At 73.4% G+C, this 21,643-nt stretch carries 26 protein-coding genes; 22 read left to right on the top strand and 4 right to left on the bottom strand.

The annotated features are described in order from the left end of the window. The first annotated feature begins 79 nt into the window (after positions 1–79). The 11 genes from AWQ68_RS29440 to AWQ68_RS42875 all read left to right on the top strand — a co-directional run bounded on the left by AWQ68_RS29440 (position 80) and on the right by AWQ68_RS42875 (position 8,505). Positions 80–1,630, top strand: coding sequence for a sensor histidine kinase (locus tag AWQ68_RS29440; RefSeq protein WP_218007088.1), 1,551 nt, complete (start codon positions 80–82; stop codon positions 1,628–1,630). After that, positions 1,627–2,307 carry a response regulator transcription factor gene (locus AWQ68_RS29435; protein WP_066946356.1) on the top strand — a complete coding sequence of 227 codons (681 nt, stop codon included), beginning with the start codon at positions 1,627–1,629 and terminating at the stop codon, positions 2,305–2,307. Before AWQ68_RS29440 ends, AWQ68_RS29435 begins: the two co-directional genes overlap by 4 nt. A 186-nt stretch (positions 2,308–2,493) precedes the next feature. Then, a complete protein-coding gene (locus AWQ68_RS29430; protein WP_245656191.1) occupies positions 2,494–3,489 on the top strand; it encodes a PDR/VanB family oxidoreductase in 996 nt (331 codons plus the stop codon). Between the two features lie 176 nt (positions 3,490–3,665). Next, entirely contained in the window at positions 3,666–4,397 is a 732-nt protein-coding gene (locus AWQ68_RS29425; protein WP_066946477.1) for a PIG-L deacetylase family protein, read from the top strand. Further along, positions 4,394–5,113, top strand: a complete 720-nt coding sequence (locus tag AWQ68_RS29420) for a 4-carboxy-4-hydroxy-2-oxoadipate aldolase/oxaloacetate decarboxylase (RefSeq protein WP_066946354.1) — start codon at positions 4,394–4,396, stop codon at positions 5,111–5,113. The genes AWQ68_RS29425 and AWQ68_RS29420 overlap by 4 nt, the downstream gene beginning before the upstream one ends. Beyond that, positions 5,106–5,957, top strand: a complete 852-nt coding sequence (locus AWQ68_RS29415) for a DODA-type extradiol aromatic ring-opening family dioxygenase (RefSeq protein WP_066946350.1) — start codon at positions 5,106–5,108, stop codon at positions 5,955–5,957. The genes AWQ68_RS29420 and AWQ68_RS29415 overlap by 8 nt, the downstream gene beginning before the upstream one ends. Further along, a complete protein-coding gene (locus AWQ68_RS43750) occupies positions 5,954–6,250 on the top strand; it encodes a hypothetical protein (RefSeq protein ID WP_066946347.1) in 297 nt (98 codons plus the stop codon). Before AWQ68_RS29415 ends, AWQ68_RS43750 begins: the two co-directional genes overlap by 4 nt. Positions 6,251–6,287: 37 nt before the next feature. Continuing rightward, on the top strand, positions 6,288–7,316 hold the full coding sequence (locus tag AWQ68_RS29405) for a Rieske 2Fe-2S domain-containing protein (RefSeq protein ID WP_084464525.1): 1,029 nt from the start codon (positions 6,288–6,290) through the stop codon (positions 7,314–7,316). Continuing rightward, positions 7,313–8,020, top strand: coding sequence for an alpha/beta hydrolase (locus AWQ68_RS29400; RefSeq protein WP_066946344.1), 708 nt, complete (start codon positions 7,313–7,315; stop codon positions 8,018–8,020). Before AWQ68_RS29405 ends, AWQ68_RS29400 begins: the two co-directional genes overlap by 4 nt. 57 nt (positions 8,021–8,077) lie before the next feature. Next, positions 8,078–8,362 (top strand): muconolactone Delta-isomerase family protein, encoded by a 285-nt coding sequence (locus AWQ68_RS29395; protein WP_066946341.1) that lies wholly within the window; start codon positions 8,078–8,080, stop codon positions 8,360–8,362. Beyond that, a complete protein-coding gene (locus AWQ68_RS42875) occupies positions 8,359–8,505 on the top strand; it encodes a hypothetical protein (RefSeq protein WP_157545871.1) in 147 nt (48 codons plus the stop codon). The genes AWQ68_RS29395 and AWQ68_RS42875 overlap by 4 nt, the downstream gene beginning before the upstream one ends. Before the next feature lie 120 nt (positions 8,506–8,625). Here AWQ68_RS42875 and AWQ68_RS29390 read toward each other — a convergent pair whose 3' ends face one another. After that, positions 8,626–9,309, bottom strand: coding sequence for a hypothetical protein (locus tag AWQ68_RS29390; protein ID WP_157545869.1), 684 nt, complete (start codon positions 9,307–9,309; stop codon positions 8,626–8,628). A 518-nt stretch (positions 9,310–9,827) separates the two neighbouring features. After that, positions 9,828–10,370 carry a hypothetical protein gene (locus AWQ68_RS29385; RefSeq protein WP_066946335.1) on the bottom strand — a complete coding sequence of 181 codons (543 nt, stop codon included), beginning with the start codon at positions 10,368–10,370 and terminating at the stop codon, positions 9,828–9,830. A 506-nt stretch (positions 10,371–10,876) separates the two neighbouring features. Between AWQ68_RS29385 and AWQ68_RS29380 the strand changes: the two genes are divergently transcribed. Genes AWQ68_RS29380 through AWQ68_RS29365 form a run of 4 tightly spaced genes read left to right on the top strand, consistent with a single transcriptional unit; the run spans position 10,877 to position 13,977 of the window. Then, positions 10,877–11,947, top strand: coding sequence for an aromatic ring-hydroxylating dioxygenase subunit alpha (locus AWQ68_RS29380; protein WP_066946332.1), 1,071 nt, complete (start codon positions 10,877–10,879; stop codon positions 11,945–11,947). After that, the gene (locus AWQ68_RS29375; protein ID WP_066946329.1) at positions 11,944–12,132 is read left to right on the top strand and encodes a hypothetical protein; all 189 of its coding nucleotides are present in this window, start codon (positions 11,944–11,946) and stop codon (positions 12,130–12,132) included. The genes AWQ68_RS29380 and AWQ68_RS29375 overlap by 4 nt, the downstream gene beginning before the upstream one ends. Continuing rightward, a complete protein-coding gene (locus AWQ68_RS29370) occupies positions 12,129–13,112 on the top strand; it encodes a PDR/VanB family oxidoreductase (protein ID WP_066946326.1) in 984 nt (327 codons plus the stop codon). The genes AWQ68_RS29375 and AWQ68_RS29370 overlap by 4 nt, the downstream gene beginning before the upstream one ends. Positions 13,113–13,143: 31 nt before the next feature. Next, positions 13,144–13,977 (top strand): IclR family transcriptional regulator, encoded by an 834-nt coding sequence (locus tag AWQ68_RS29365; RefSeq protein WP_084464524.1) that lies wholly within the window; start codon positions 13,144–13,146, stop codon positions 13,975–13,977. Here the strand turns inward: AWQ68_RS29365 and mftR are convergent. Continuing rightward, the gene (gene mftR, locus AWQ68_RS29360) at positions 13,953–14,555 is read right to left on the bottom strand and encodes a mycofactocin system transcriptional regulator MftR (RefSeq protein WP_245656189.1); all 603 of its coding nucleotides are present in this window, start codon (positions 14,553–14,555) and stop codon (positions 13,953–13,955) included. The two genes, AWQ68_RS29365 and mftR, sit on opposite strands and share 25 nt — an antisense overlap. Before the next feature lie 200 nt (positions 14,556–14,755). Between mftR and mftA the strand changes: the two genes are divergently transcribed. Genes mftA through mftF form a run of 7 tightly spaced genes read left to right on the top strand, consistent with a single transcriptional unit; the run spans position 14,756 to position 20,625 of the window. Further along, on the top strand, positions 14,756–14,866 hold the full coding sequence (gene mftA / locus AWQ68_RS42870) for a mycofactocin precursor MftA (RefSeq protein ID WP_066946321.1): 111 nt from the start codon (positions 14,756–14,758) through the stop codon (positions 14,864–14,866). Between the two features lie 22 nt (positions 14,867–14,888). Continuing rightward, complete coding sequence (mftB, locus tag AWQ68_RS29350) at positions 14,889–15,185, top strand: mycofactocin biosynthesis chaperone MftB (RefSeq protein ID WP_066946319.1); 297 nt, start codon at positions 14,889–14,891, stop codon at positions 15,183–15,185. Further along, positions 15,182–16,414 (top strand): mycofactocin radical SAM maturase, encoded by a 1,233-nt coding sequence (gene mftC, locus AWQ68_RS29345; RefSeq protein ID WP_066946316.1) that lies wholly within the window; start codon positions 15,182–15,184, stop codon positions 16,412–16,414. Before mftB ends, mftC begins: the two co-directional genes overlap by 4 nt. A 17-nt stretch (positions 16,415–16,431) precedes the next feature. After that, on the top strand, positions 16,432–17,613 hold the full coding sequence (gene mftD, locus AWQ68_RS29340; protein WP_066946311.1) for a pre-mycofactocin synthase MftD: 1,182 nt from the start codon (positions 16,432–16,434) through the stop codon (positions 17,611–17,613). Beyond that, complete coding sequence (gene mftE, locus AWQ68_RS44405; RefSeq protein ID WP_245656187.1) at positions 17,610–18,350, top strand: mycofactocin biosynthesis peptidyl-dipeptidase MftE; 741 nt, start codon at positions 17,610–17,612, stop codon at positions 18,348–18,350. The genes mftD and mftE overlap by 4 nt, the downstream gene beginning before the upstream one ends. Further along, complete coding sequence (locus AWQ68_RS29330) at positions 18,347–19,183, top strand: mycofactocin-coupled SDR family oxidoreductase (protein ID WP_066946308.1); 837 nt, start codon at positions 18,347–18,349, stop codon at positions 19,181–19,183. The genes mftE and AWQ68_RS29330 overlap by 4 nt, the downstream gene beginning before the upstream one ends. Next, complete coding sequence (gene mftF, locus AWQ68_RS29325; RefSeq protein ID WP_066946306.1) at positions 19,180–20,625, top strand: mycofactocin biosynthesis glycosyltransferase MftF; 1,446 nt, start codon at positions 19,180–19,182, stop codon at positions 20,623–20,625. Before AWQ68_RS29330 ends, mftF begins: the two co-directional genes overlap by 4 nt. Here the strand turns inward: mftF and AWQ68_RS29320 are convergent. After that, entirely contained in the window at positions 20,594–21,448 is an 855-nt protein-coding gene (locus AWQ68_RS29320; RefSeq protein ID WP_084464521.1) for an IclR family transcriptional regulator, read from the bottom strand. The two genes, mftF and AWQ68_RS29320, sit on opposite strands and share 32 nt — an antisense overlap. Positions 21,449–21,643 lie beyond the last annotated feature (195 nt).

Here is a 21,643-nt window from a genome sequence, read left to right as displayed (position 1 = left end):
TGCGTATTGCCGGATTTTTACCTTGTAGTACTATTTTTGCCGAAAGTCACAGTGGCATGAGGCAGAGGTACGGAGCGACGTGGCACCTCCTGTCGGCGCTGCCCGGCAACCGGGCTCGGTGGACGAGTCCACGCTGCGGGTCCTGCTGGAGGTTTCCGCCGACGGCCTGGCCGTACTGGACCGCGACGGCCGGTTCGCCTCGGTCAACCCCGCCGCCACGCACATCCTCGGGCTTGCCGCCGCCGAACTGCTCGGCCGGCGGGCCCCGTTCCCCCTCGACGACCACCCGGCCTCCGGGGAGCGGCCAAGCGCCTCCTGGTCCGCGCCGGACGGGCGGCGGCGCGACCTCGACTACCGCGTCGCCCCGCTGGACGGCGGCGGCCACGCGGTCTGGTTCAGCGACGTCACCGACGCGCTCAGGCAGCGGGAGCGGCTGACCGCTATCGTCCGGGCCGCCTCCAGCGTGGCCGACACCGCCTCGCTGCGCGCCACCCTCGACGCGGTGGCGCGCGAGGTGGTGATGACCGGGAACATCGCGGCGGCGCAGATCCTCGCCCTCGACGACCCGCGCGAGGAGCTGCGGGTGCTCGGCATGGCCGGATTCGGCGACGCCCACGACTTCACCGAACGACTGAGCGCGTGCCGCCGGCTGGGCGCCCGGATGCACTTCATGGACGCGTTCGAACGCGGCGCCCCGGTGGTGGTCCGGCACCGCAAACGGGTCATCATGGCCGACCCGTCCTGGGCCCCGCTGCACGCGATCATGGGCTACCCCGACTGGGACGGCTTCGCCGCCGTGCCGCTGGTGGCGCGCGGCCACACCGTCGGTGTGATCAACGCGTACTACATGCCCGGGGAGGACCCCGGGGCCGGCTCGCTCGCCTTCCTGGAGGCGATGGCCGACCACGCCGCGGTCGCCATCGACATCGCCTCGCTGATGGCGCAGACCCGATCGCACGAGCGCCGCCGGCTGGCGCGGGACCTGCACGACTCCGTGGTGCAGCAGCTCTTCTCCATGCGGATGCAGGCCAAGGCGCTGCGCGCCCAGCTCGACGGGCCGGACGCGGACCCGGCGCGGGTGCGTCGCGGCGCCGAGGAACTGGCCGAGCTCTCGCAGAGCGCGCTGGCCGACCTGCGCGGGCTGGTGTTCGAGCTGCGCCCGCTCGACCTGGCCGAGCGCGGCCTCGTCGACGCCGTACGCGCGCACGCCGCCGGGGTCGAGGCGCGTACCGGCCTGGTCGTGGACGTGCAGGCGCCCCCCGGCGCGGACCTGGACCTCGCCCTCGACGTTCAGGAGGACGTGTACCGCATCGTCCAGGAGGCCCTGCACAACGTGGTCAAGCACGCCCGCGCCGGCACGGTGGAGATCAGGTTCCGCCGGTCGGCCGGCGGCGGCCTCGCGGTCGCGGTGACCGACAACGGCTGCGGCAAGGGACGCGCGGCGGGCGAGGCCGCGACAGGCGGGCCGGGCCGGGACACGCTCGGCCTGGTCTCCATGCGCGAACGGGCACAGCGGTGGGGCGGCCTGCTCACCGCGGGCCCCCGGGCCGAGGGCGGCTGGACCGTCGGCGTGACGCTTCCGGGCCCCGGCACGCGCCGCGCGGGCACCGGAGAGGGGAGGAACCGATGACCGGCGAGAGGACCGCGACCGAGGTCATCCGTGTCATGGTGGTCGACGACCACGCCATCGTACGGCGGGGCCTGCTCGCCTACGTGGAGACCGTGCCCACCCTGGAGGTGGTGGGGGAGGCGGCCGACGGGCAGCAGGCGGTCGCCCAGCTCCGGCAGTGGCAGACCCTCGGCGAGCCGCTGCCGGACGTGGTGCTGATGGACCTGCAGATGCCGAAGATGGGCGGCGTGGAGGCGACCGAGGCGATCACCCGGGCGCACCCCGAGGTGAAGGTCGTCGTGCTGTCCAGCTTCGGCGAGGCGGAGCGGGTGCACGCCGCGCTCGCCGCCGGCGCGGCCGGCTACCTGCTCAAGGACGCCGACCCGGACGAGGTGGTCACCGCCGTCCGGGCCGCCGCCGACGGCGAGGTGCACCTGGACTCCGCCGTGGCCCGCCAGCTCACCCGGCGGATGGCCGCGCCGCACGTCGGGCTCAACGCGCTGACCGCGCGGGAGCGGGAGATCCTCACCCTGGTCGCGCAGGGCAACTCCAACCGGGACATCGCCGATCGGCTGGCGATCAGCGAGCGCACCGCGCGGACCCACGTCAGCAACGTGCTGACCAAGCTCCAGCTCTCCTCGCGCACCCAGGCGGCGCTGCTCGCCATCCGCGAGGGCCTCATCCCGCCGCCCGCCTGACCCGCCCGGCGGGGAGAAACCGCCGGAACCGCGACGGATGACGTAGACCCGACCGGCCGCATCGGTCGCCCCGGTGCTGACATCGGGCCGATTACCCGCGCGGCCCGGATTCCTAGGGTTGTCCATGGGCACGGCCGCCTGGCCGCGCCGCACACCTGTGACAACGCCAGGGAGGTCAGCGCCATCGTGATCGCGTCCACCGTCCTCGACGCCCGCGCGTCCACGACCCGCACCGTCTCGGACTTCGAAGCCGACCTCGTCGTCGTCGCCCGCCGGGACCGGGCCGAGGGCGTCGTCGGCGTGGAGTTCGCGCTGCCGTCCGGCGGCGCGCTGCCCGCGTGGACGCCCGGCGCGCACATCGACGTGGTGATCCCCGGCGGGCCGACCCGCCAGTACTCGCTCTGCGGCGACCCGGCCGACTCCGCCCGCTGGCGGATCGCGGTGCTGCGCGAGGCCGACGGCCGCGGCGGCTCCCGCTGGATCGCCGACGAGCTCGCCGAGGGCGCCACCCTACGGGTGCGCGGCCCGCGCAACAACTTCGCGCTGCGGCCGTCCGGCCGGTACCTGTTCGTGGCCGGCGGCATCGGCATCACCCCGCTGCTGCCGATGATCAAGGAGGCGGACACCGCCGGAGCGGACTGGGTGCTGCACTACGGCGGACGCGCCCGCGCCTCGATGGCGTTCCTCGACGAGCTGTCCCGGTACGGCGACCGGGTCCGGATCCACCCGCAGGACGAGGTCGGCCCGCTCGACCTGGACGCGCTGCTCGGCGCCCCCGCCGCGGACACCCTGGTCTACTGCTGCGGCCCGGCCGGCCTGATCGAGGCGGTCGAGCTGCGCTGCCGGGCCTGGCCCGCCGGCGCGCTGCACGTCGAGCGGTTCGCCGCGGCCCCGGTGGAGAACGGCGCGGCCGACACCGCATTCGACGTCGTCTGCGCCCGCTCCGGGCTCACCGTCGCGGTGCCCGCGGACACCAGCATCCTGGACGCCGTGGAGCGGGCCGGGGTGGACGTGCTGTCCTCCTGCACCGAGGGCATCTGCGGCACCTGCGAGACCGCCGTGCTGGAGGGCGAGCCGGACCACCGCGACTCGCTGCTCACCGACGAGGAGAAGGCCGTGGGCGACACGATGATGATCTGCGTCTCCCGCTGCCGGGGCGCCCGGCTGGTTCTGGACCTCTGACGGCGCCCCCCGACCGGGCCCCCCGACCGGGCACTCTGACCGCACCCTCTGACCCGCCCTCCGACGACGGCCCGGCCGCCGCCACCGGGCGTCCCTCCCGCCGCGGCGCCCCCCGCGAGTCCCCCGGCGCATCCCCTCCCGCGAACCCCCTCTCGTGAATGGAGCAGGACATCACCATGTCAGACATCCCCCGGCACCCCTCCGTGCTGGTGATCAGCGCGCACTCCGGCGACTTCGTCTGGCGCGCGGGCGGCGCCATCGCGCTGTCCGCGCGGCGCGGCTCCAGCGTGCACGTGCTGTGCCTGAGCTACGGCGAACGAGGCGAGTCGCAGGGCCTGTGGAAACAGGAGGGGATGACCGTCGAACGGGTCAAGGAGGCCAGGCGGGCCGAGGCGTCCGCCGCGGCCGAGGTGCTCGGCGCGAGCATCGAGTTCCTCGACCTCGGCGACTACCCGCTGCGCGTCGGCGAGGACGCCGTGGACCGGATCGTCGGCGTGATGCGCGAGCGGCAGCCCGACATCCTGCTCACCCACGTCGCGAACGACCCGTACAACCGGGACCACAACCAGGCGCACGAGACCACCCTGCTCACCCGGATGGTCGCCCAGGCGCACGGGCACGACCGGAGCACCCGCCCGCTCGGCGCGGCGCAGGTGTTCCAGTTCGAGCCGCACCAACCGGAGGTGTGCGGGTTCGCGCCGGACCTGCTGCTGGACATCTCTCCGGTCTTCGACGTGAAGGCCGAGGCGATGAACCGCATGACCGCCCAGGAGCACCTGGTCCGCTACTACACCGACCTCGGCCTGCGCCGCGGCGTCCAGGCGGTGCGCAACGGCGCGCCGAAGACGGTCACGCACGCCGAGGCGTACCAGCGGACCTTCCCGACCGTGGGGGACGAGCTGCGATGAGCGGGCACGTGATCGTACGGACCCGGCGCCGGCCCGACCCCGAGGCCGTCGCGGTGTTCGAGCGGCTCGGGGTGGCCACCGTGCACGAGGCGATGGGCCGCCGCGGCCTCACCGACGCCGTGCTGCGCCCGATCTACCCGGGCGCGCGCGTCGCGGGCCGGGCCGTCACCGTGCTCAGCCAGCCCGGCGACAACCTGATGATCCACGCCTGCATCGAGCAGTGCGGCCCCGGCGACGTGCTGGTCGTCGCCACCACGTCGCTGTCCACCGACGGCATGTTCGGCGAGCTGTTCGCCACCCAGCTCGCGGCCAGGGGAGTGCGCGGCCTGGTCATCGACGCGGGCGTGCGCGACGTCGCCGAGCTGACCGCGATGGGGTTCCCCGCCTGGTCGCGGGCGATCTCCGCGCAGGGCACGGTCAAGGCCACCCCCGGCTCGGTGAACGTCCCGGTGGTGGTCGCCGGAGCGTACATCCGGCCGGGCGACGTGATCGTCGCCGACGACGACGGCGTGCTGGTCGTGCGGCGCGAGGACGCCGCGCAGGTGGCGGCCAAGGCGCTGGCCAGGGAGGCCGCCGAGCAGGGCAAGCGCGAGAAGTTCCAGGCCGGGGTGCTCGGCCTGGACCTGTACGGCATGCGCGAGACGCTCGCGCGACTCGGCGTGACCTACGTGGACGAGGAGCCGGAGGAGCCGGCCAGGGGAGGCAGTGATGGGTGAGATCGTCGCCGCTATGGCCGGGGTGCACGCGCCCCAGTTGCTGCAGAAGTTCGCCGGCGAGGAGGAGGAGAAGCTCGAAGCCAGCCGCAACGCGCTGCTCGAACTGGGGCGCGTCCTCGACGAGACGCGGCCGGACGTGCTGCTCGTGGTCGGCACCGACCACCTGGAGACCTTCTCGCTCGACCTGGTGCCGACGTTCACCCTGGTCACCGGGGAGCACGCCACCGGCGAGTTCGGCGGAGAGCACTTCCGGCACCCGATCCACCGGGAGCTGGCCACCGCCCTGCTCGACGGGCTGATCGAGCGCGGCTTCGACATGGCGTACTCGCAGCGGGCCGAGCTGGGCCACGCGTTCGCCACGCCGTTCCGGTTCGTGCTCGGCGACCGGGACATCCCGGTCATCCCGCTGCTGGTCAACGTCTACCTGCCGCCGCTGCCGAGCGGGCGGCGCTGCGAGGCGCTGGGCCGGGCGATCGGCGAGGTGATCGCGGGCCGTCCCGAGCGGGTCGCCATCCTGGCCAGCGGCGGCATGTCGCACTTCCCCGGCACGCCGCGCTACCCGCAGCCGGAGTTCGCCTTCGACGAGTGGATCATCGAGCGGATCGAGGCGAACGACCTGGACCCGATCCTCGACCTGACCCCGCCGCAGCTCGACGAGGTCGGCGAGGGCGAGATGCTCGCCTGGTTCGTGCTGTGGGGCGCGATGGGCCGCCGGGCCCCGGGCCGGGTGCTCAGCTACCAGAAGGTGTGGCACCACGGGCAGGGCGTCGTCGTCTGGGATCCGGCCGAGCCGGACGCCGACGGCGAGAACGCCGTGAAGAGCGCAGAGGAGGTGGCCTCGTGAGCCGCACGCCCCCCTTCGAGTTCAAGAACGAGGGCTACAACTTCTACCGGTACCCGGACCCGGCGAACTACGCGTTCAACCGGCTGCTCCGCGACTTCCGTGACCCGGCCCTGCGCCGCCGCTACCTCGACGACCCGCAGGGCCTGGTCGCCGAGTACGGACTCTCCGACGCCGAGGCCGCCGCGCTGGCCACCCTCGACGTCGACACCTGCGTCGAGGCCGGCGCGCACCCGCTGCTGGCCTGGACCGGCTGCCGGATGACGGCCCGCGACCGCGACGCCGCAGGTTCCTGAAGGCAGCACCCGCACCGTTTCACTGAGGAGTATCCCCATGGGTTCGCTGACACCGCTGGTGAAGAACGGCTGGTACATCGGCGCGTGGTCCGACGAGATCGGCCGCACACTCATGCAGCGCTGGATCGTCGGCCGCCCCGTCTGCTTCTACCGCCTGCAGGACGGCATGGTCAACGCGATCGAGGACCGCTGCCCGCACCGGAAGTACCCGCTCTCGCTGGGCCGGCTGGACGGCGACGTCATCGAGTGCAACTACCACGGGTACCGGATCGACGGCTCCGGCGGCTGCGTCGGCGTCGCCGAGCAGTCCGACAGGCCCAAGGCGTCCGTGCACAGGTTCCCGCTGGTGGAGCGGGACGGCGTGGTGTGGATCTGGCCGGGTGACCCGGAGCTGGCCGACCCCGCCCTGCTGCCCGACACCTCCTGGCTGACCGATCCCGGCTGGACCCACGTGCACGGCGTCGTGCCGCTGAAGGCCAGGCAGCTCCTGCTCGTGGAGAACCTGCTCGACCTGACCCACGAGACGTTCCTGCACCCGAGCAGCATCGGCAACGCGGCGGTCGCCGCGACCCCGATCGACGTGACCAGCGAGGGCGACCGGGTGTCCTTCACCCGGCACATGGTCGGCATCGAGGCGCCGCCCTTCTACGAGAAGTCGATGGGGCTGACCTCGCCGATCGACCGCTGGCAGGACGGCGACTTCTACGCCCCGGGCGTCTTCCAGCTCAACATGCGGCTGGCGCCGACCGGCACCGAGGAGCCGGAGGGCTTCCACATGAAGGTCATCTACGGGATGACCCCGGCCACCGAGACCGAGACGCACGACTTCTTCGCCCTCGGCCGCGACTACCTCATCGACGACGAGAAGCTGTCGGAGTTCCAGCTCCAGCAGCAGCTCGCCGTGATGAAGGAGGACGTGGACGCACTGGAGATCCAGGAGGTCATGGTCGCCAGCGAGGCGCCGGGCGCCCGCGAGTCCAGCATCCGCTCCGACGTGGCGGGCCTGCGCGGCCGCCGCCTGCTGGAGAAGATGGCGGCGCGCGAGGCGGCGGTGGCCGCCCGATGAGCACCTTCGTCCTGGTCCACGGAGCCTGGCACGGCGGCTGGTGCTGGGACCGGGTGGCGCCGCTGCTGCGGGCCGCCGGCCACGAGGTCCACACGCCGACGCTGACCGGGCTGTCCGAACGGGCGCACCTGCTCTCCCCGCTCGTCGGGCTGGACACCCACGTCGAGGACGTGGTCCGCCTGCTCGACACGCTCCAGTTGACGGACGTGGTGCTGGTCGGGCACAGCTACGCGGGGCAGGTGATCACCGGGGTGACGGACCGGCGGCCCGCCGCGATCGCCAGGCGCGTCCACCTGGACGCGTTCGTCGGCGCGGACGGCGAGGCCGCGCGGGACCTCCTCCCGGAGACGGTGGCCCACCACTGGGCCGAGTCCGCCGCCGGGCCCGGCTTCGGCTGGCTGGTCCCGGTCCGCTCGCTGTCCGTGCTCGGGGTGACCGAGCAGGCCGACGTGGACTGGCTGACCCCCAGGCTGACCCCGCATCCGTGGAAGACGTACACCGATCCGCTGCGGCTGACCGGCGCGGCGCACGGCGTGCCCGCGGCGTTCGTCGAGTGCGTGAGCTGGATGCGGGTCTTCCAGGGGCAGGCGGAGCGCGCCAGGCGGCTCGGCTGGCCGGTCCGCGAGCTGGACACCGGGCACGAGGCGATGGTCACCGCGCCCGAGGCGCTGGCCCACGTCCTGATGGAGCTGGCCGGCGGCTGAGCCCGGCGGAGCCCGCCACAGAAACGATCAAGAACGCTGGAGAGGAAGGAAGACGACGTGGAGTTCCTCGTCAGGTCCGAGAACCGGCTGCCCCCGACGACCCCCGCCGAGCAGCGGGAGGAGCTGCGGAAGGCCGAGCGCGCCCGCGCGGAGGAGCTACGGGCCGCGGGCATCCTGAAGCGGTTGTGGCGGGTGCCCGGCCGTACCGCGACGGTGGGCCTGTACGAGGCGGCGGACCCCGCGGAGCTGCACGACGCGCTGATGTCGCTGCCGATGGCCCCCTGGCTGGACGTCACCGTCGAGGCGCTGGCCACGCACCCGCAGGAGCGGGGCCGGTCGTGAACGGCGAAGGTGTGCTCCGCGTGACCTTCCTGGGGACCGTCAGCGAGCTGGCGGGCGAGTGCTGGTGCGGGCGGACGTACACCAGCGCCGACCCCCGGGAGATGTGGTCGTGGCTGGAGGAGCACGAGCACGGGCGGGTCTGACGCGAGCCGCCCCGGCCCGGAACCGCGGCGGGCGGCGCCCATCCCGGAGGGCGTCGCCCGCCGCGCCCGGTTTCCGGTGAACGCACATTCACCGGGAAACCGCGTCCGCCGCGTTTCCGGTCAGTCCGCGATATAGCTGATCGAGCGCACCTCGTACCCGGACGAGCGCGTCCCGGTGACGTGCATCAGCATGGCCCCGCCCTCGTACGAGTAGGCGCAGCTGAAGCCCTTCGGCTCGGCCGTGCACCCCTGGGGGTAGTACGTCACGCCGGCCGGGTCGTACTTCGTGCGGAACAGGGAGGAGACGGCCGCCGTCGAGGCGACCTCCAGCCCGCGGTCGCGATCACCCTTCTGCCAGGCGGAGAACAGGTACGCCGCCGCCGTCGACGGGCGGGTGAGGTGGCGGGACTCGTAGACCCGGTTCACCTTCGTCCCCGAGACGATCATCAGGATCCCGTTCAGGCCGCCCGGCACCCGGACGCTGGTGTGCGTGAACCGGCACCGGTTCCCCGTGCACCCGGCGAAGCCGTCCGGCGCGCGATAGACGTAGGAGAACAACGTGTTCACCGCGGACGGCGAGGCGACCCGGGCCGCCGCCGCGCGGTCGCGGCGCAGCCAGGCGCCGAACAGCCGCTTGGCGACCGTCGCCGGCGCGGCCGGAGCGGTCCGGGCGGCGGCCGGAGCGCCCGGAACGGCGTGGCCACCCGACCGCGTCCCGGAGGCGGACGCGGAGGCGGGGGAGGGGAGCAACAGCGCGGCGGCGGCCATCGTCGCGGCCGCGCCCGCGAGCCATCGTGTCGACATGATCAGGACGGTACCGGTGCTCGCTTGCACCCGGTTTGCGCGGCGCTTGCGACGTGCCCGTCCACCCGCCCCTACCGGCGCTGAGCCGCAGCTCGGGACCCGGCACTGTGATCCACCATTCCCCGCACCCTCTCGCGACGGCGAGCAGGGAGAACGTGGCGCCAACGGCCTGCCCCGCCGGGCCGACCAGAGTGCCGGGCGGGCACCCCGGCCTCGGCGAGCCGGGCCAGGCGCCGCCGCTCGCGCAGGGCGACGACGCCGAGCCCGGCGTGCCGGTGTCCAGGAGACCCGGACCTTGCGTATTTTCGGGCCGGTGCCTTTTCAACGTCCGGGACCGGTGTGGCCCCTCCTGGCCTGCCCGCGCTCTTCGCGAACGACGGGTCAGGAAGAACCTCGTCCTTGTGGAACGTGAAGGCCGTTGAAATGGTCTTCCGGGGTGTGGTGACGGCACATACCGCCGGTTTCCGGCAGGGTGAGACCGACCGGCTCGGCGGTCTACGGCCGCAGAATGTGCTTATTTAATCCCGGATGGGAAAGCCGATCAGGAAGCCGGTGCCTGCGGCGTTGCCGTTGCCGCCGTTGCCTCCGTTGGCGTTGTTGTTGCCGCCGCCGGCGATCGCGCCGCCGTTGCCGCCGTTGCCGCCGCGGGCCGCGACGAGCTGGGCGAGAAGGGCGGCAGCCGGGATGTCGAGGCCCCGGTCCTCCCTGACCTCCCTGTCCTCGCGCTCCCGCCGCACCTCCGGCTGGCTGACCCGGATGTTATTGATCACGCTCTGGCGCTGACGCTGGTGCTGGCGCTGGTCGTCGCGCTGCCGCTGGTGGTTGCGGTTGTGGTTGCGGTTCCAGTTGCGGTTGCGGCTGCTGCTCCATCTGGGGAAGCTGACCGACGGCGCCACCGCGACCGGCTTCGCCACCGGGGCCGGCGGGGGGATGTAGCCGCCGGCCTGGACGATAGCGGCGCTCGCCGCGGTGACGGTGGTGGCGGCGCCCAGCGCGACCGCCCCACCGGTCAACGCGGCGCTCGCGGCGAGCAGTCCGACGAGACTCTTGAACTTGGACATAGCGATTCTCCCCGAAAAGGAATCGATTCCTCTAGACGCTCGAGCATCTCCGCCATCCATGCCGAAGAATGCCCCGGATAACCCTCGATGGAGCTATTTCCGCATCGTGTGGATCTCCGGCGCCGTGAGACGACAAACGCCGCCATTCCGTTCTTAGGCAGCTCTTGTCGTCTCGTTGATCAGCAGGGGCCCAGATCGCGGTCTGAGCGTGATCGGGCCGAGGGCGCACAGCGAGATTCCGCGTGACGCCCGAGTCGCCAGGGCGGCTGTTCGGGCGGAAGGGCAAGAACCAGGCCGAAGTGCCACCGCCCCGTCGAGTTCCTGTTTCGCGACGTGGATGTCCGTGGAGACGCGTGCATCGGCCCTCGGTTTCCCCGGATCGTCACGGTCGGTGTGGCCGACCGGGCAGAGAATCCTTCCATCCAGTGAAAACGCCGCTGATTCCGATCGGCCCGATCCGGATAGTGGGAGACGACCCGCAGGTTCGAAGGAGCTCTGAATCCCACATGACTGCTTTCGTGCGCAACCAGTGGTATGTCGCCGCTTATGCTCGCGAGGTCGGGCGCGATCTGCTCGCCAGGACGATCCTCGGCGAGCCGCTGGTCCTCTACCGGACCACGGAGGGCGAGCCCGTCGCGCTGGCCGACCGGTGCGTGCACCGGCGCTACCCGCTGTCGGAGAGCAGGCTGGAGGGCGACACGATCGTCTGCGGCTATCACGGCTTCACCTACGACAAGGGCGGCGCCTGCGTCTTCGTCCCCGGGCAGACCAGGATCCCGCGCACCGCCCGGGTGGCCTCGTACCCGGTGGTGGAGCAGGACTCCTTCATCTGGGTGTGGATCGGCGACCGCGACCTCGCGGACCCCGCGCTGATCCCCAGGGCGCCCTGGCTGGACGACTCCCGCTACACGGTGGTGTGCGGGATGGAGCCGCTGGCCGCCCGCTACCAGCTCCTGGTCGACAACCTGATGGACCTCTCCCACGAGACCTACCTGCACGGCGGCTACATCGGCACGCCCGAGGTGGCCGACACCCCGATCACCACCGAGGTGGACGAGGAGAACGCGGTCATCCACGTCAGCCGGCACATGGCCGACGCGGAGTGCCCGCCGTTCTACGCCAAGTCCACCGGCATCCAGGGCCGGATCACCCGCTGGCAGGACATCGAGTACCACCCGCCGTGCCTGTACCTGCTGCACAGCCGGATCGCGCCGGTCGGCGTGCTGCCGAACGAGGACGGCACCGACCCGAACGGCTTCCACGTCGAGATCGTCTACGCCATCACGCCGGAGACCGAGAACACCACGCTCGACTTCTGGGCGGTGGCCCGCGACTTCGCCCTCGACGACGAGGAGGTGACCGCCTTCCTCGCCGAGAGCAACCGCACCGTCGTCATGCAGGACGTGGTCGCGCTCGACCTGCTGGAGAAGGTGATCGCGAACGAGCCGGAGGGCTACCAGGAGCTGTCGATCAACATCGACACCGGAGCGCTGGCCGCCCGGCGGATCCTCAAGCGGATGGTCGCGGAAAGCTCGGCCGCCGCGTCCGTCCGGTCCTCCCAGGCAGTGCCGTCGTGACCTCGGCGGGGCCGCCCGGCGGTGGCGCCGTCTACCGGATCGACTGGACGCCGGGCACGGACGTGCTGGACGGCGCCTGCCACTGCGGGGCGCGGCACCTCTCGGAGGATCCGGTCGAGCTGTGGGAGTGGCTGCTCGCCCACCCGGAGGGACACCACCCGCCCGCCGGCGGGGAGGGCGCATGACGGCCGGGACGATCGCGGGCGCCGCGGTGCGCGCCGAGACCGAGCTGGACGTGGTGCTCGCCCGCAAGGAGATCGTCGCGGACGGCGTGGCGCGGCTCACGTTCCGGTCCGGGGACGGCGGCCCACTGCCGTCCTGGGAGCCCGGCGCGCACGTGGACCTGCTGCTGGCCCCGGGTCTGGTCCGGCAGTACTCGTTGTGCGGCGACCCGGCGGACGCCACGACCCTGCGGGTCGCGGTGCTGCGCGAGCCGGACGGCCGGGGCGGCTCCCGGCACGTGCACGACCGGCTCGCCGAGGGCGACACGGTGCGCGTCCGCGGGCCGCGCAACCACTTCGCCCTGGTGCCCGCCGAGCGGTACCTGTTCGTCGCGGGCGGCATCGGGATCACCCCGATCGTGCCGATGGCCGCCGCGGTCCAGGCGGCCGGCGCGGACTGGCGGCTGGTCTACGGCGGCCGGACCCGCTCCTCGATGGCGTTCCGTGAGGAGCTGTGCGACCGGTACGGCGACCGGGTCAGCGTGCGGCCGCAGGACGAGACCGGGCTGCTCGACCTGGACGCGCTGCTCGGCGAGCCGGCGCCCGGGACCGCCGTCTACTGCTGCGGGCCGGAGCCGCTGCTCGCCGCGGTCGAGCGGGCCTGCGCGCACTGGCCGCCCGGCACCCTGCACACCGAGCGGTTCGCTCCCAAGGCGGGCGCGGACGACGGGCCGCGCGAGGCGTTCGAGGTCGAGCTGGCGGTGTCCGGCCTGACCCTGGCCGTCCCGCCGGACAGATCCATCCTGAGCGTGGTGGAGGAGGCCGGGGTGCAGGTGTTGTCGTCCTGTCAGGAGGGCACCTGCGGCACCTGTGAGACCGTCGTGCTCGACGGCACCCCCGATCACCGGGACTCGCTGCTCACCGACGAGGAACGCGCGGCCGGCGACACCATGATGATCTGCGTGTCGCGGGCCCGGTCCCCGCGGCTCGTCCTGGAACTCTGACCCGCGTACGGGCGAAAGGAGCAGGCCGGACATGAAGGACGCCGTGCCCACGGTGGAGCCGGGCCGGTCGGTCACCTCAAAGGTGCTCGCCATGCTGGCGGCGTTCACCGCCGCGGAGCCGGAGCTCACCCTGAGCCAGCTCGCCCGCCGGGCCCGGCTGAGCCTGCCCACCGCGCACCGCAGGGCGGCCGAGCTGGTCGAGTGGGGCGCGCTGGAGCGCGACGCGCGCGGCCGGTACCGGATCGGCCTGCGGCTGTGGGAGGTCGCCTCGCTCGCCCCGCGTGGCGTGGGGCTGCGCGACGCGGCCATGCCGTTCCTGGAGGACCTGTACGAGGTCACCCACGAGAACGTGCAGCTCGCGGTGCGCGAGGGCGCGGAGATCGTCTACGTGGAGCGGATCGCCGGGTTGCACGCGGTGCCGGTGTGGACCAGGGTCGGCGGCCGGTTCGCGATGCACGCCACCGGTGTCGGCCTGGTGCTGCTGGCGCACGCGCCGGCGAGCGTGCAGCAGGAGGTGCTCGGGCTGCCGCTGCGCCGGTTCACGGACCGGACGGTGACCGACCCCAAGGCGCTGCGCCGGATCCTGGCCGACGTACGCCGCCTCGGGTACGCGGTCAGCGACGGGCAGGTGACCCTGGACGCGCTGTCGGTGGCCGCGCCGATCACCGATCCGGACGGCGAGGTCGTCGCCGCGGTGTCCCTGGTGGTGCGGGCGGACGGCGCGCAGCCGGCCGCGCTGGCCCCGCTGGTGCAGACGGCGGCGCGCGGCATCACCCGCGCGTTGCGCGCCACGGCGGCGGGCCGGCCGGTGATGCGGAGTCCGCCCCGGCCGGTCCCGGCTCAGCGTCCCGGTTCCGCCAGGTAGGCCCGCAGCCCGGCGAGCGCCTCGTCGAGGAGTTCCTCGAGCGAGCGGCCCTCCTGCTCCAGCCACTGCTCGTACGCGGACAACGCGAGCGCGAGCGAGACCTGCCCGACCATCCGCGGCAGCAGGTCGGCGGGGGCGAGGCCGTACCGGCCGGCGACGTAGCGCGCGATGACCTCGCGCCACTGCCGGTACCTGAGGGTGGAGTGGGCCTGCAGCGCCGGGGTGCGCAGCAGCAGCGTCATCCGCTGCCGGTGCTGGGGCAGCGCCGCGTCGTCGAAGCGGTTGAAGGCGAGCACCGCCTGGTGCACCGCCTCGCGCACCGGGATGTCGCGCGGCATGGCGTCCAGGGATCGTGCGAGGTCGGCGAGGCTCGCGTCGAACTGTCCCCACGGGATGTCGTTCTTGGACGGGTAATACCGGAACAGGGTGCGCCGCCCGATGCCCGCCGCCTCGGCGATCGCGTCCACCGTGGTCGCCTCGAACCCGCGCTCCTCGAACAGCGCGAACGCCACGCGCTCGATCGCGGCGTGGTCGGTGACGGGCTTGCGGCCCTGCGGGTGCCTCGATCGGGTGGTCACGGTCAACCAAGTTAACGCCTCGTACGGACGGCTTCGCCCCGGTCAGGACCGTACGCCATATCCGACACATCATGATCTTTCCGGCAAACATCCAGATCAATGCGAAACAACCGCAAAATGTCCCTTCTTTTTGGCCCTCAGTGCCATTAATGTTCCGTTACCGGCCGCGCACCGCGGCCCGGTGGAAGACAGGAGCTGTCATGGAGAAGCGAATCGTGTCCCCGGAGGAGTCCGCCCCCGCGAGCGACGAGCTCTTCGAGGAGTCGCTGATCGAAGAGGTCTCGATCGACGGGATGTGCGGCGTCTACTAGCGGACGGGGCAGGGAGCCGATCGTGACCGAGATCCTTGACCAGCCGTGGGAGCTGTCCCCCTCGGTGGCCCTCCGGCCGGAGCCGTTCGGGGCGCTGGCCTACCACTTCGGCAACCGGCGCCTGACCTTCCTCAAGCGCAGGGAGCTCGTAGAGGTGGTCCGGAGCCTGGGCGGCTCACCCGACGCGCGTACGGCGCTGGCGCGGGCGGGCGTGCCCGCCGGCCAGTGGGACGCCTACGCCGTGGCCCTTCGCGGCCTCGCCCAAGCCGACATGATCCGTCGCCGCGACACCGGAGACACCGGAGGAGAAGAACGATGATCAACCCGATCGGCTCCGCCGCCCGGCCCGCCACGCTCGTCGAGCACTTCGAGCACGGGCTGGACGCCCCGATCTGCCTCACCTGGGAGCTGACCTACGCCTGCAACCTGTCCTGCGTCCACTGCCTGTCCTCCTCCGGCAGGCGCGACCCGCGCGAGCTGAGCACCGAGCAGTGCGAGGCCGTGATCGACGAGCTACGGGCGATGCAGGTCTTCTACGTCAACATCGGCGGCGGCGAGCCCACCGTGCGGCCCGACTTCTGGCACCTGCTGGAGTACGCGGTCGACCACCAGGTCGGCGTCAAGTTCTCCACCAACGGCGTGCGGATCGACCTGCCCCGGGCCCGCTACCTCGCCTCCACCGACTACGTCGACGTCCAGGTGTCCCTCGACGGCGCCACCGCCGAGGTCAACGACCGCGTCCGCGGGCCCGGCTCGTATGCCATGGCGCTGCGCGCGTTGGACAACCTGGCCGCGGCCGGGTTCACGGACGCCAAGATCTCCGTCGTGGTCACCCGCGAGAACGCCGGCCAGCTCGACGAGTTCAAGCGCATCGCCGACGAGCACGGCGCCACCCTGCGGCTGACCAGGCTCCGCCCATCCGGCCGGGGCGCCGACGTCTGGGACGAGCTGCACCCGACCTCCGCGCAGCAGCGCGAGCTGTACGACTGGCTGGTCCGGGCCGGGGAGAACGTGCTGACCGGCGACTCGTTCTTCCACCTCGCCGGGTTCGGCGAGAAGCTGCCCGGCCTGAACATGTGCGGCGCGGGCCGCGTGGTCTGCCTGATCGACCCGATCGGCGACGTCTACGCCTGCCCGTTCGCCATCCACGACACCTTCCTGGCCGGGAACGTCCTGACCGACGGCGGGTTCGCCGAGGTTTGGCGCACCTCCGAGCTGTTCCGGCGGCTGCGCGCCCCGAGCGGCGGCGGCGCATGCGCCTCCTGCCGGTTCTACGACGTGTGCCGGGGCGGATGCATGGCGGCCAAGTTCTTCACCGGTCTGCCGCTGGACGGGCCGGACCCCGAGTGCGTCCAGGGGTACGGCGAGGCCGCGCTCGCCGACCCGGCCCGCACCGTGCCCGCCCAGCGCCAGGACCATTCGCACCGCACGCGGCCGCGGGCCGCGGCGCCGGTTCCGGTCCAGATCGGCGCGCGGCCGGATCCGGCGGCCCCGCCCGCCTCCCCCTGCGCGGAGAGCCCGCTCGCCGGGTTCCGCGTGACCGACTGAGCTGCGAGAGGTGAGTCATGGGCAAGTGGTTCGAGACGGTCGCGGAGGCGCGGCGGCGGGCGAAGAGGAGGCTGCCCAGGTCGGTGTACGGCGCGCTGCTGGCCGGATCGGAGAAGGGCGTCTCGTTCAGGGACAACACCGCGGCGTTCGCCGAGCTGGGCTTCGCCCCGCACGTGGCGGACCTGTCGGCCAAGCGCGACATGGCGACGACGGTCATGGGACAGCAGATCTCGCTGCCCGTGATCATCTCGCCCACCGGCGTCCAGGCCGTCCACCCGGACGGTGAGGTGGCCGTGGCGCGGGCCGCCGCCGCGCGCGGCACCGCGATGGGGCTCAGCTCGTTCGCCAGCAAGCCGGTCGAGGAGGTCGTGGCCGCGAACTCCTCGACCTTCTTCCAGATGTACTGGATGGGCGACAAGGACGCGATGGTCCGGCGGATGGAGCGGGCCCGCGCGGCCGGGGCGGTCGGCCTGATCGCCACCCTCGACTGGTCGTTCTCCAACGGGCGCGACTGGGGGAGCCCGTGGATCCCCGAGCGGCTCGACCTGAAGGCGATCGCCAGATTCGCCCCCGAGGGGCTGTCCCGGCCCGGCTGGCTGCTGGACTTCCTGCGCACCGGCGGCGTGCCGGATCTGACCGTGCCCAACCTGACCGACCCGGGCGAGCCCCCGCTGACCTTCTTCGGCGCGTACGGCGAGTGGATGCAGACCCCCCTCCCAACCTGGGACGACGTCGCCTGGATGCGGGAGCGCTGGGACGGGCCGTTCATGCTCAAGGGCGTGTGCCGGGTGGACGACGCCCGGCGCGCGGTCGACGCCGGGGTCACCGCGATCTCGGTGTCCAACCACGGCGGCAACAACCTGGACGGCACCCCGGCGCCGATCCGCGCCCTGCCCGCGGTGGTCGAGGCGGTCGGCGACCGGATCGAGGTGCTGCTGGACGGCGGCGTCCGCCGCGGCGGCGACGTCGTGAAGGCGCTGGCGCTCGGCGCGCGGGCGGTGATGATCGGTCGGGCCTACCTGTGGGGCCTCGGCGCGGCCGGTCAGGCCGGGGTGGAGAACGTGCTCGACATCCTGCGCGGCGGCATCGACTCGGCCCTGCTCGGGCTGGGCCGCTCCTCCATCCATGAGCTGACCCCGGACGATGTGGTCGTCCCACCCGGGTTCACCCGCACCCTCGGCGCGACGGAGTCGGTGTGACGCCGCCGGACGCGCGGCTGTCCGGGCTGGCCTGGACGGCGCTGCCGGAGCGGCCGCTGGTCCTCGTGCCGGTCGGCTCCGTCGAGCAGCACGGCCCGCACCTGCCGCTGGACACCGACACGGCCATCGCGGTGGCGGTGGCCGAGGGGGCGGCGGCCCGGTGGCGGGAGCGGCACCCGGACGAGCCCGTCCTCGTCGCGCCGCCGCTCAGCTACACCGCCAGCGGGGAGCACCAGTCGTTCCCCGGGACGGTCTCGATCGGCAACGAGGCCCTCCGGCACACCCTGGTGGAGCTGGTCCGCTCGCTGTCCGTCTGGTCCGGGCGGATCGTGTTCGTCAACGCGCACGGCGGGAACGCGCGGACCTTGTCCGACGCGGTGGCCCAGATGATGTACGAGCGGCACGAGGTCGCATGGGTGCCGTGCGAGACGGAGACCGTCGACGCGCACGCCGGGTACACCGAGACCTCGCTGATGCTGCACCTCGCCCCGGGCCGGGTGGACCTGGCCAGGGCAGCACCCGGCAACACCGCGCCCATCGGGGAGCTGATGCCCGGCATCGTCGCGGGCGGCGTCGCCGCCGTGTCCCCGTCCGGCGTGCTCGGCGACCCCACCGGAGCCACCGCCGCCGAGGGGGCGCGGGTCCTGGGCGAGATGGTCGCGGAGGCGACCGGCCTGATCGAGCGCGGCGTCGCCGACGGCGGCGGCCGGCTCCGGGCCGAGGCGAGCCGGAGGTGAGCGGGGCGAGCGGGGCGAGCGGGGAGAGCCGTCCCCCGCGGGTCGCCCTGGTCACCGGCGCCGCTCGCGGCATCGGCGCGGACACCGTCCGGGCGCTCTGCCGCCAGGGCTACCGGGTGGTCGCGGTGGACTGGTGCGCGGGCGGCGCGGGACCCGCCCGCGCGTCGGGTGCGGACTACCCGCAGCCGGAGGTCGCCGCGCTGCACGCCCTGCGCGACGCCCACCCCGGCCAGGTCGCCGCCGTGGTGGCGGACGTGCGGGACCGCGCGGCGCTGGAGGCGGCCGCCGCGCTCGCGGTCGAGCGGTTCGGCCGGCTCGACGCCGCGGTGGCCGCCGCCGCGGTGATCGCCGGAGGCCGGCCGCTGTGGGAGACCCCCGACCCGGAGCTGCGGACGCTGTGGGAGATCGACGTGCTCGGCGTGTGGAACACCGCCGCGGCGACCGTGCCCCGGATGCTCGGCGGCCCCGACCCCGGCGGCTGCCGGTTCGTCGCGGTCGCCTCGGCCGCCGGGACCCGCGGCCTGTTCCACCTGGCCGGGTACGGCATGGCCAAGCACGCCGTGATCGGGCTGGTCCGCGGGCTGGCCGCCGACCTGGCCGGCACCGGGGTGACCGCGGTCGCGGTCTCGCCCGGCTCCACCCGCACCGCGATGCTGGCCGCCACGGCCGCGCTGTACGGGATCGACGACGTGGAGTCGTTCGCGTCGTCCCAGCTGAACGGGCGGCTCATCGAGCCGTCCGAGATCGCGGAGCTCATCGCGTTCCACTGCTCCAGGGCGGGCGGCGTCGCGAACGGCTCCGTGGTGAGCGCCGAGGGAGGGTTCCGCGGATGAGCGACCGGCTGCCCGACGGGTTCGTCGTCGAGTTGGGCCGCGAGGTCCGGGCGTACGACGGCGGACGCACCCTGGTGGGCGGCGCGCCGCCCCGCCTGATCCACCTCACCGGGCGGGCCGCGACGATCCTCTCCGGGCGCCGGATCCGGGTCGCCGATCCATGGTCGGAACGGCTCGCGGCCCGGCTGCTCGCGCTCGGCATGGCCGATCCGGTCGCCCGGGAGCTGCCGCCGGTCGAGCTGTCCGAGGTCACCGTCGTGGTCCCGGTGCGCGACCGGCCGGCCGAGCTCGACCGGCTGCTGGCCGGCCTGGGCGGGCGCATGGCGGTGATCGTGGTCGACGACCGCTCCGACGACGCGGCGGCGGTGGCCGGGGTGGCCGGTCGGCACGGTGCGGAGCTGGTCGCCCTGCCCCGCAACGTCGGCCCGGCGGGCGCGCGCAACGCGGGCCTCGCGCGGGTCCGCACGCCGTACGTGGCGTTCGTGGACTCCGACGTGGTGGTCGACCCCGACGCGGTGGCGACACTGTTGCGGCACTTCCACCATCCCGGCGTCGCCGCGGTCGCGCCCCGGGTGCTCGGCCTGGACGCCTCAGCCGGGCGGCGGCAGAACTGGATCTCCCGGTACGAGGCGGTCCGCTCGTCGCTGGACCTCGGGCCGGTCCCCGGGACGGTGCGCCCGCGTTCACCGGTGGGCTGGGTGCCCAGCGCCTGCCTGGTGGCGCGGGTGGCCGCGCTCGGCGACGGCTACGCCGGCGGCATGCGGGTGGCCGAGGACGTCGACCTGGTCTGGCGGCTGGCGGCCGCCGGATGGCAGGTCAGGTACGAGCCGGCGGTCGCGGTCCGGCACGACCACCGGACCGGGTTCCGGTCGTGGCTGGGCCGCAAGGCGTTCTACGGGACCGGCGCGCACACGCTGGCACGGCGGCACGGCGCCGCGGTGGCCCCGGCCGTGCTCGCGCCGTGGAGCGTGGCCGCGGTCGGGGCGCTGCTCGCGCAGCGGCGCTGGTCGGCGCCGGTGGCCGCCGCGGTGCTGGCCGGGGTGTCCGCGCGGCTCACCCGTACGGTGTCCCGGAGCGACAGCCCGCGGCGGCTGGCGGCGGCCCTGACCGGGCTCGGGCTCGCCGGCGCGCTGGGGCAGACGAGCGCGCTGCTGCTGCGGCATTGGTGGCCGCTCAGCCTCGCCGGGTGCCTGGTCTCCCGCAGGGTCCGCCGGGCGGTGCTCGTGGCGGCGCTGGCGGACGGGATCGTGGAGTATCGCAAGACCCGTCCGCGGCTGGACCCGGTGCGGTTCGTGGTCGCCCGGCGGCTCGACGATCTCGCCTACGGCGCCGGGGTGTGGGCCGGCGCCGTCAGGGGGCGCTCGGCTCGGTCCCTGCTGCCCGATGTACGGGGAGCCTCGGGACGGTCGGTCAGCGGCCCTGCCTCGGGACGCTCCGGTTGAGGCCGCGGATCCGCGGCGGTGAGGAGACGGGCACGCCCGACACGGGGGTGGCCGAAGGCGCGCCGAGCGCGCGGGAGATGCCGCGGGCGGTCGCGGCCAGCGCGGGCACCAGGGAGTGCGGCGAGGCGGAGCCGGTCGGCACGGTCACGCCGACCGCCGCGACGACGGCGTCCCGCGGGCCGCGGATCGGCGCGGCGATGGCCAGGGCGTCCTGGGTGAGCTGGTTCTCGGTGATGGCGACGCCGGACTTGCGCACCTCGGCCAGCCTGACCCGCAGGGCGTCCGGGCAGGTCACGGTCTGCGCGGTGAACTGGCGCAGCTTCGAGCGGAGCACCTCCTCCTGGAATTCCTGGGGGGAGTACGCGAGCAGGACGAGGCCGGTTCCGGTGGCGTGCATCGGCCAGCGCCCGCCGAGCCTGCTCAGCACCGGTACGCCGTGCCGGGCGCGCAGCGACTCGATGTAGATGACGTCGTGCCCGTCGGCGACCGCGAGGTGGATGTTCGCGTGGGTGGCGTGCCGCAGGTCGTCGAGGAAGGGGAGGGCGACCTCTCGGAGCTGCAGGCCCTGGGGTGCCAGGGTGCCGAGTTCGAGGATGCGCAGGCCGATGGTGTACCTGCCGTCGCTCTCGCGGCGGAGCGCGCCCCAGGCGCGCAGCTCGTTGACGAGCCGGTGGGTCGTGGTCAGGGTCAGGCCCGTGCGGCGGCTGATCTCGCTGAGCGAGAGCGCCATGTGCTCGCTGCTGAAGACGCCGAGGATCGAGAGCACCCGCTGGGCGGAAGTGAGCCGGGTCGGTTCCGAGGAGGTGGCTGCGAGAACAGTCATACGCTCACCTACGTGCCGGGTCAAAAAGTGACCAATGTTACGTAAACGTAAATCAGGCTACACATGTGGACAGACTTTAGGAAGCGATACGGATGGGTCGAAAACGGTCTTCCGTCCGGCGGAAGTTCCGTTCCCTTCGGGCCCGGAAACGGGGCCGCCGGGCGATTTCCGGTGACTTCTTCCGCGACGTGGAAG

Origin of the sequence: Microtetraspora fusca (assembly GCF_001570365.1) — a bacterium.
In the GTDB taxonomy this organism is placed as follows: domain Bacteria; phylum Actinomycetota; class Actinomycetes; order Streptosporangiales; family Streptosporangiaceae; genus Microtetraspora; species Microtetraspora fusca.
Note: the sequence above shows the minus strand (reverse complement) of the source record. Positions and strands in the feature narration are given on the sequence as shown.

Excerpts from the sequence above, each read along its gene's own strand:
- AWQ68_RS29435 (WP_066946356.1), top strand. The coding sequence starts at position 1,627 with ATGACCGGCGAGAGGACCGCGACCGAGGTCATCCGTGTCATGGTGGTC.
- AWQ68_RS29425 (WP_066946477.1), top strand. The coding sequence starts at position 3,666 with ATGTCAGACATCCCCCGGCACCCCTCCGTGCTGGTGATCAGCGCGCAC.
- AWQ68_RS29420 (WP_066946354.1), top strand. The coding sequence starts at position 4,394 with ATGAGCGGGCACGTGATCGTACGGACCCGGCGCCGGCCCGACCCCGAG.
- AWQ68_RS29415 (WP_066946350.1), top strand. The coding sequence starts at position 5,106 with ATGGGTGAGATCGTCGCCGCTATGGCCGGGGTGCACGCGCCCCAGTTG.
- AWQ68_RS29405 (WP_084464525.1), top strand. The coding sequence starts at position 6,288 with ATGGGTTCGCTGACACCGCTGGTGAAGAACGGCTGGTACATCGGCGCG.
- AWQ68_RS29400 (WP_066946344.1), top strand. The coding sequence starts at position 7,313 with ATGAGCACCTTCGTCCTGGTCCACGGAGCCTGGCACGGCGGCTGGTGC.
- AWQ68_RS29390 (WP_157545869.1), bottom strand. The coding sequence starts at position 9,309 with ATGTCGACACGATGGCTCGCGGGCGCGGCCGCGACGATGGCCGCCGCC.
- AWQ68_RS29385 (WP_066946335.1), bottom strand. The coding sequence starts at position 10,370 with ATGTCCAAGTTCAAGAGTCTCGTCGGACTGCTCGCCGCGAGCGCCGCG.
- AWQ68_RS29380 (WP_066946332.1), top strand. The coding sequence starts at position 10,877 with ATGACTGCTTTCGTGCGCAACCAGTGGTATGTCGCCGCTTATGCTCGC.
- AWQ68_RS29370 (WP_066946326.1), top strand. The coding sequence starts at position 12,129 with ATGACGGCCGGGACGATCGCGGGCGCCGCGGTGCGCGCCGAGACCGAG.
- AWQ68_RS29365 (WP_084464524.1), top strand. The coding sequence starts at position 13,144 with ATGAAGGACGCCGTGCCCACGGTGGAGCCGGGCCGGTCGGTCACCTCA.
- mftA (WP_066946321.1), top strand. The coding sequence starts at position 14,756 with ATGGAGAAGCGAATCGTGTCCCCGGAGGAGTCCGCCCCCGCGAGCGAC.
- mftC (WP_066946316.1), top strand. The coding sequence starts at position 15,182 with ATGATCAACCCGATCGGCTCCGCCGCCCGGCCCGCCACGCTCGTCGAG.
- mftD (WP_066946311.1), top strand. The coding sequence starts at position 16,432 with ATGGGCAAGTGGTTCGAGACGGTCGCGGAGGCGCGGCGGCGGGCGAAG.
- mftF (WP_066946306.1), top strand. The coding sequence starts at position 19,180 with ATGAGCGACCGGCTGCCCGACGGGTTCGTCGTCGAGTTGGGCCGCGAG.
- AWQ68_RS29320 (WP_084464521.1), bottom strand. The coding sequence starts at position 21,448 with ATGACTGTTCTCGCAGCCACCTCCTCGGAACCGACCCGGCTCACTTCC.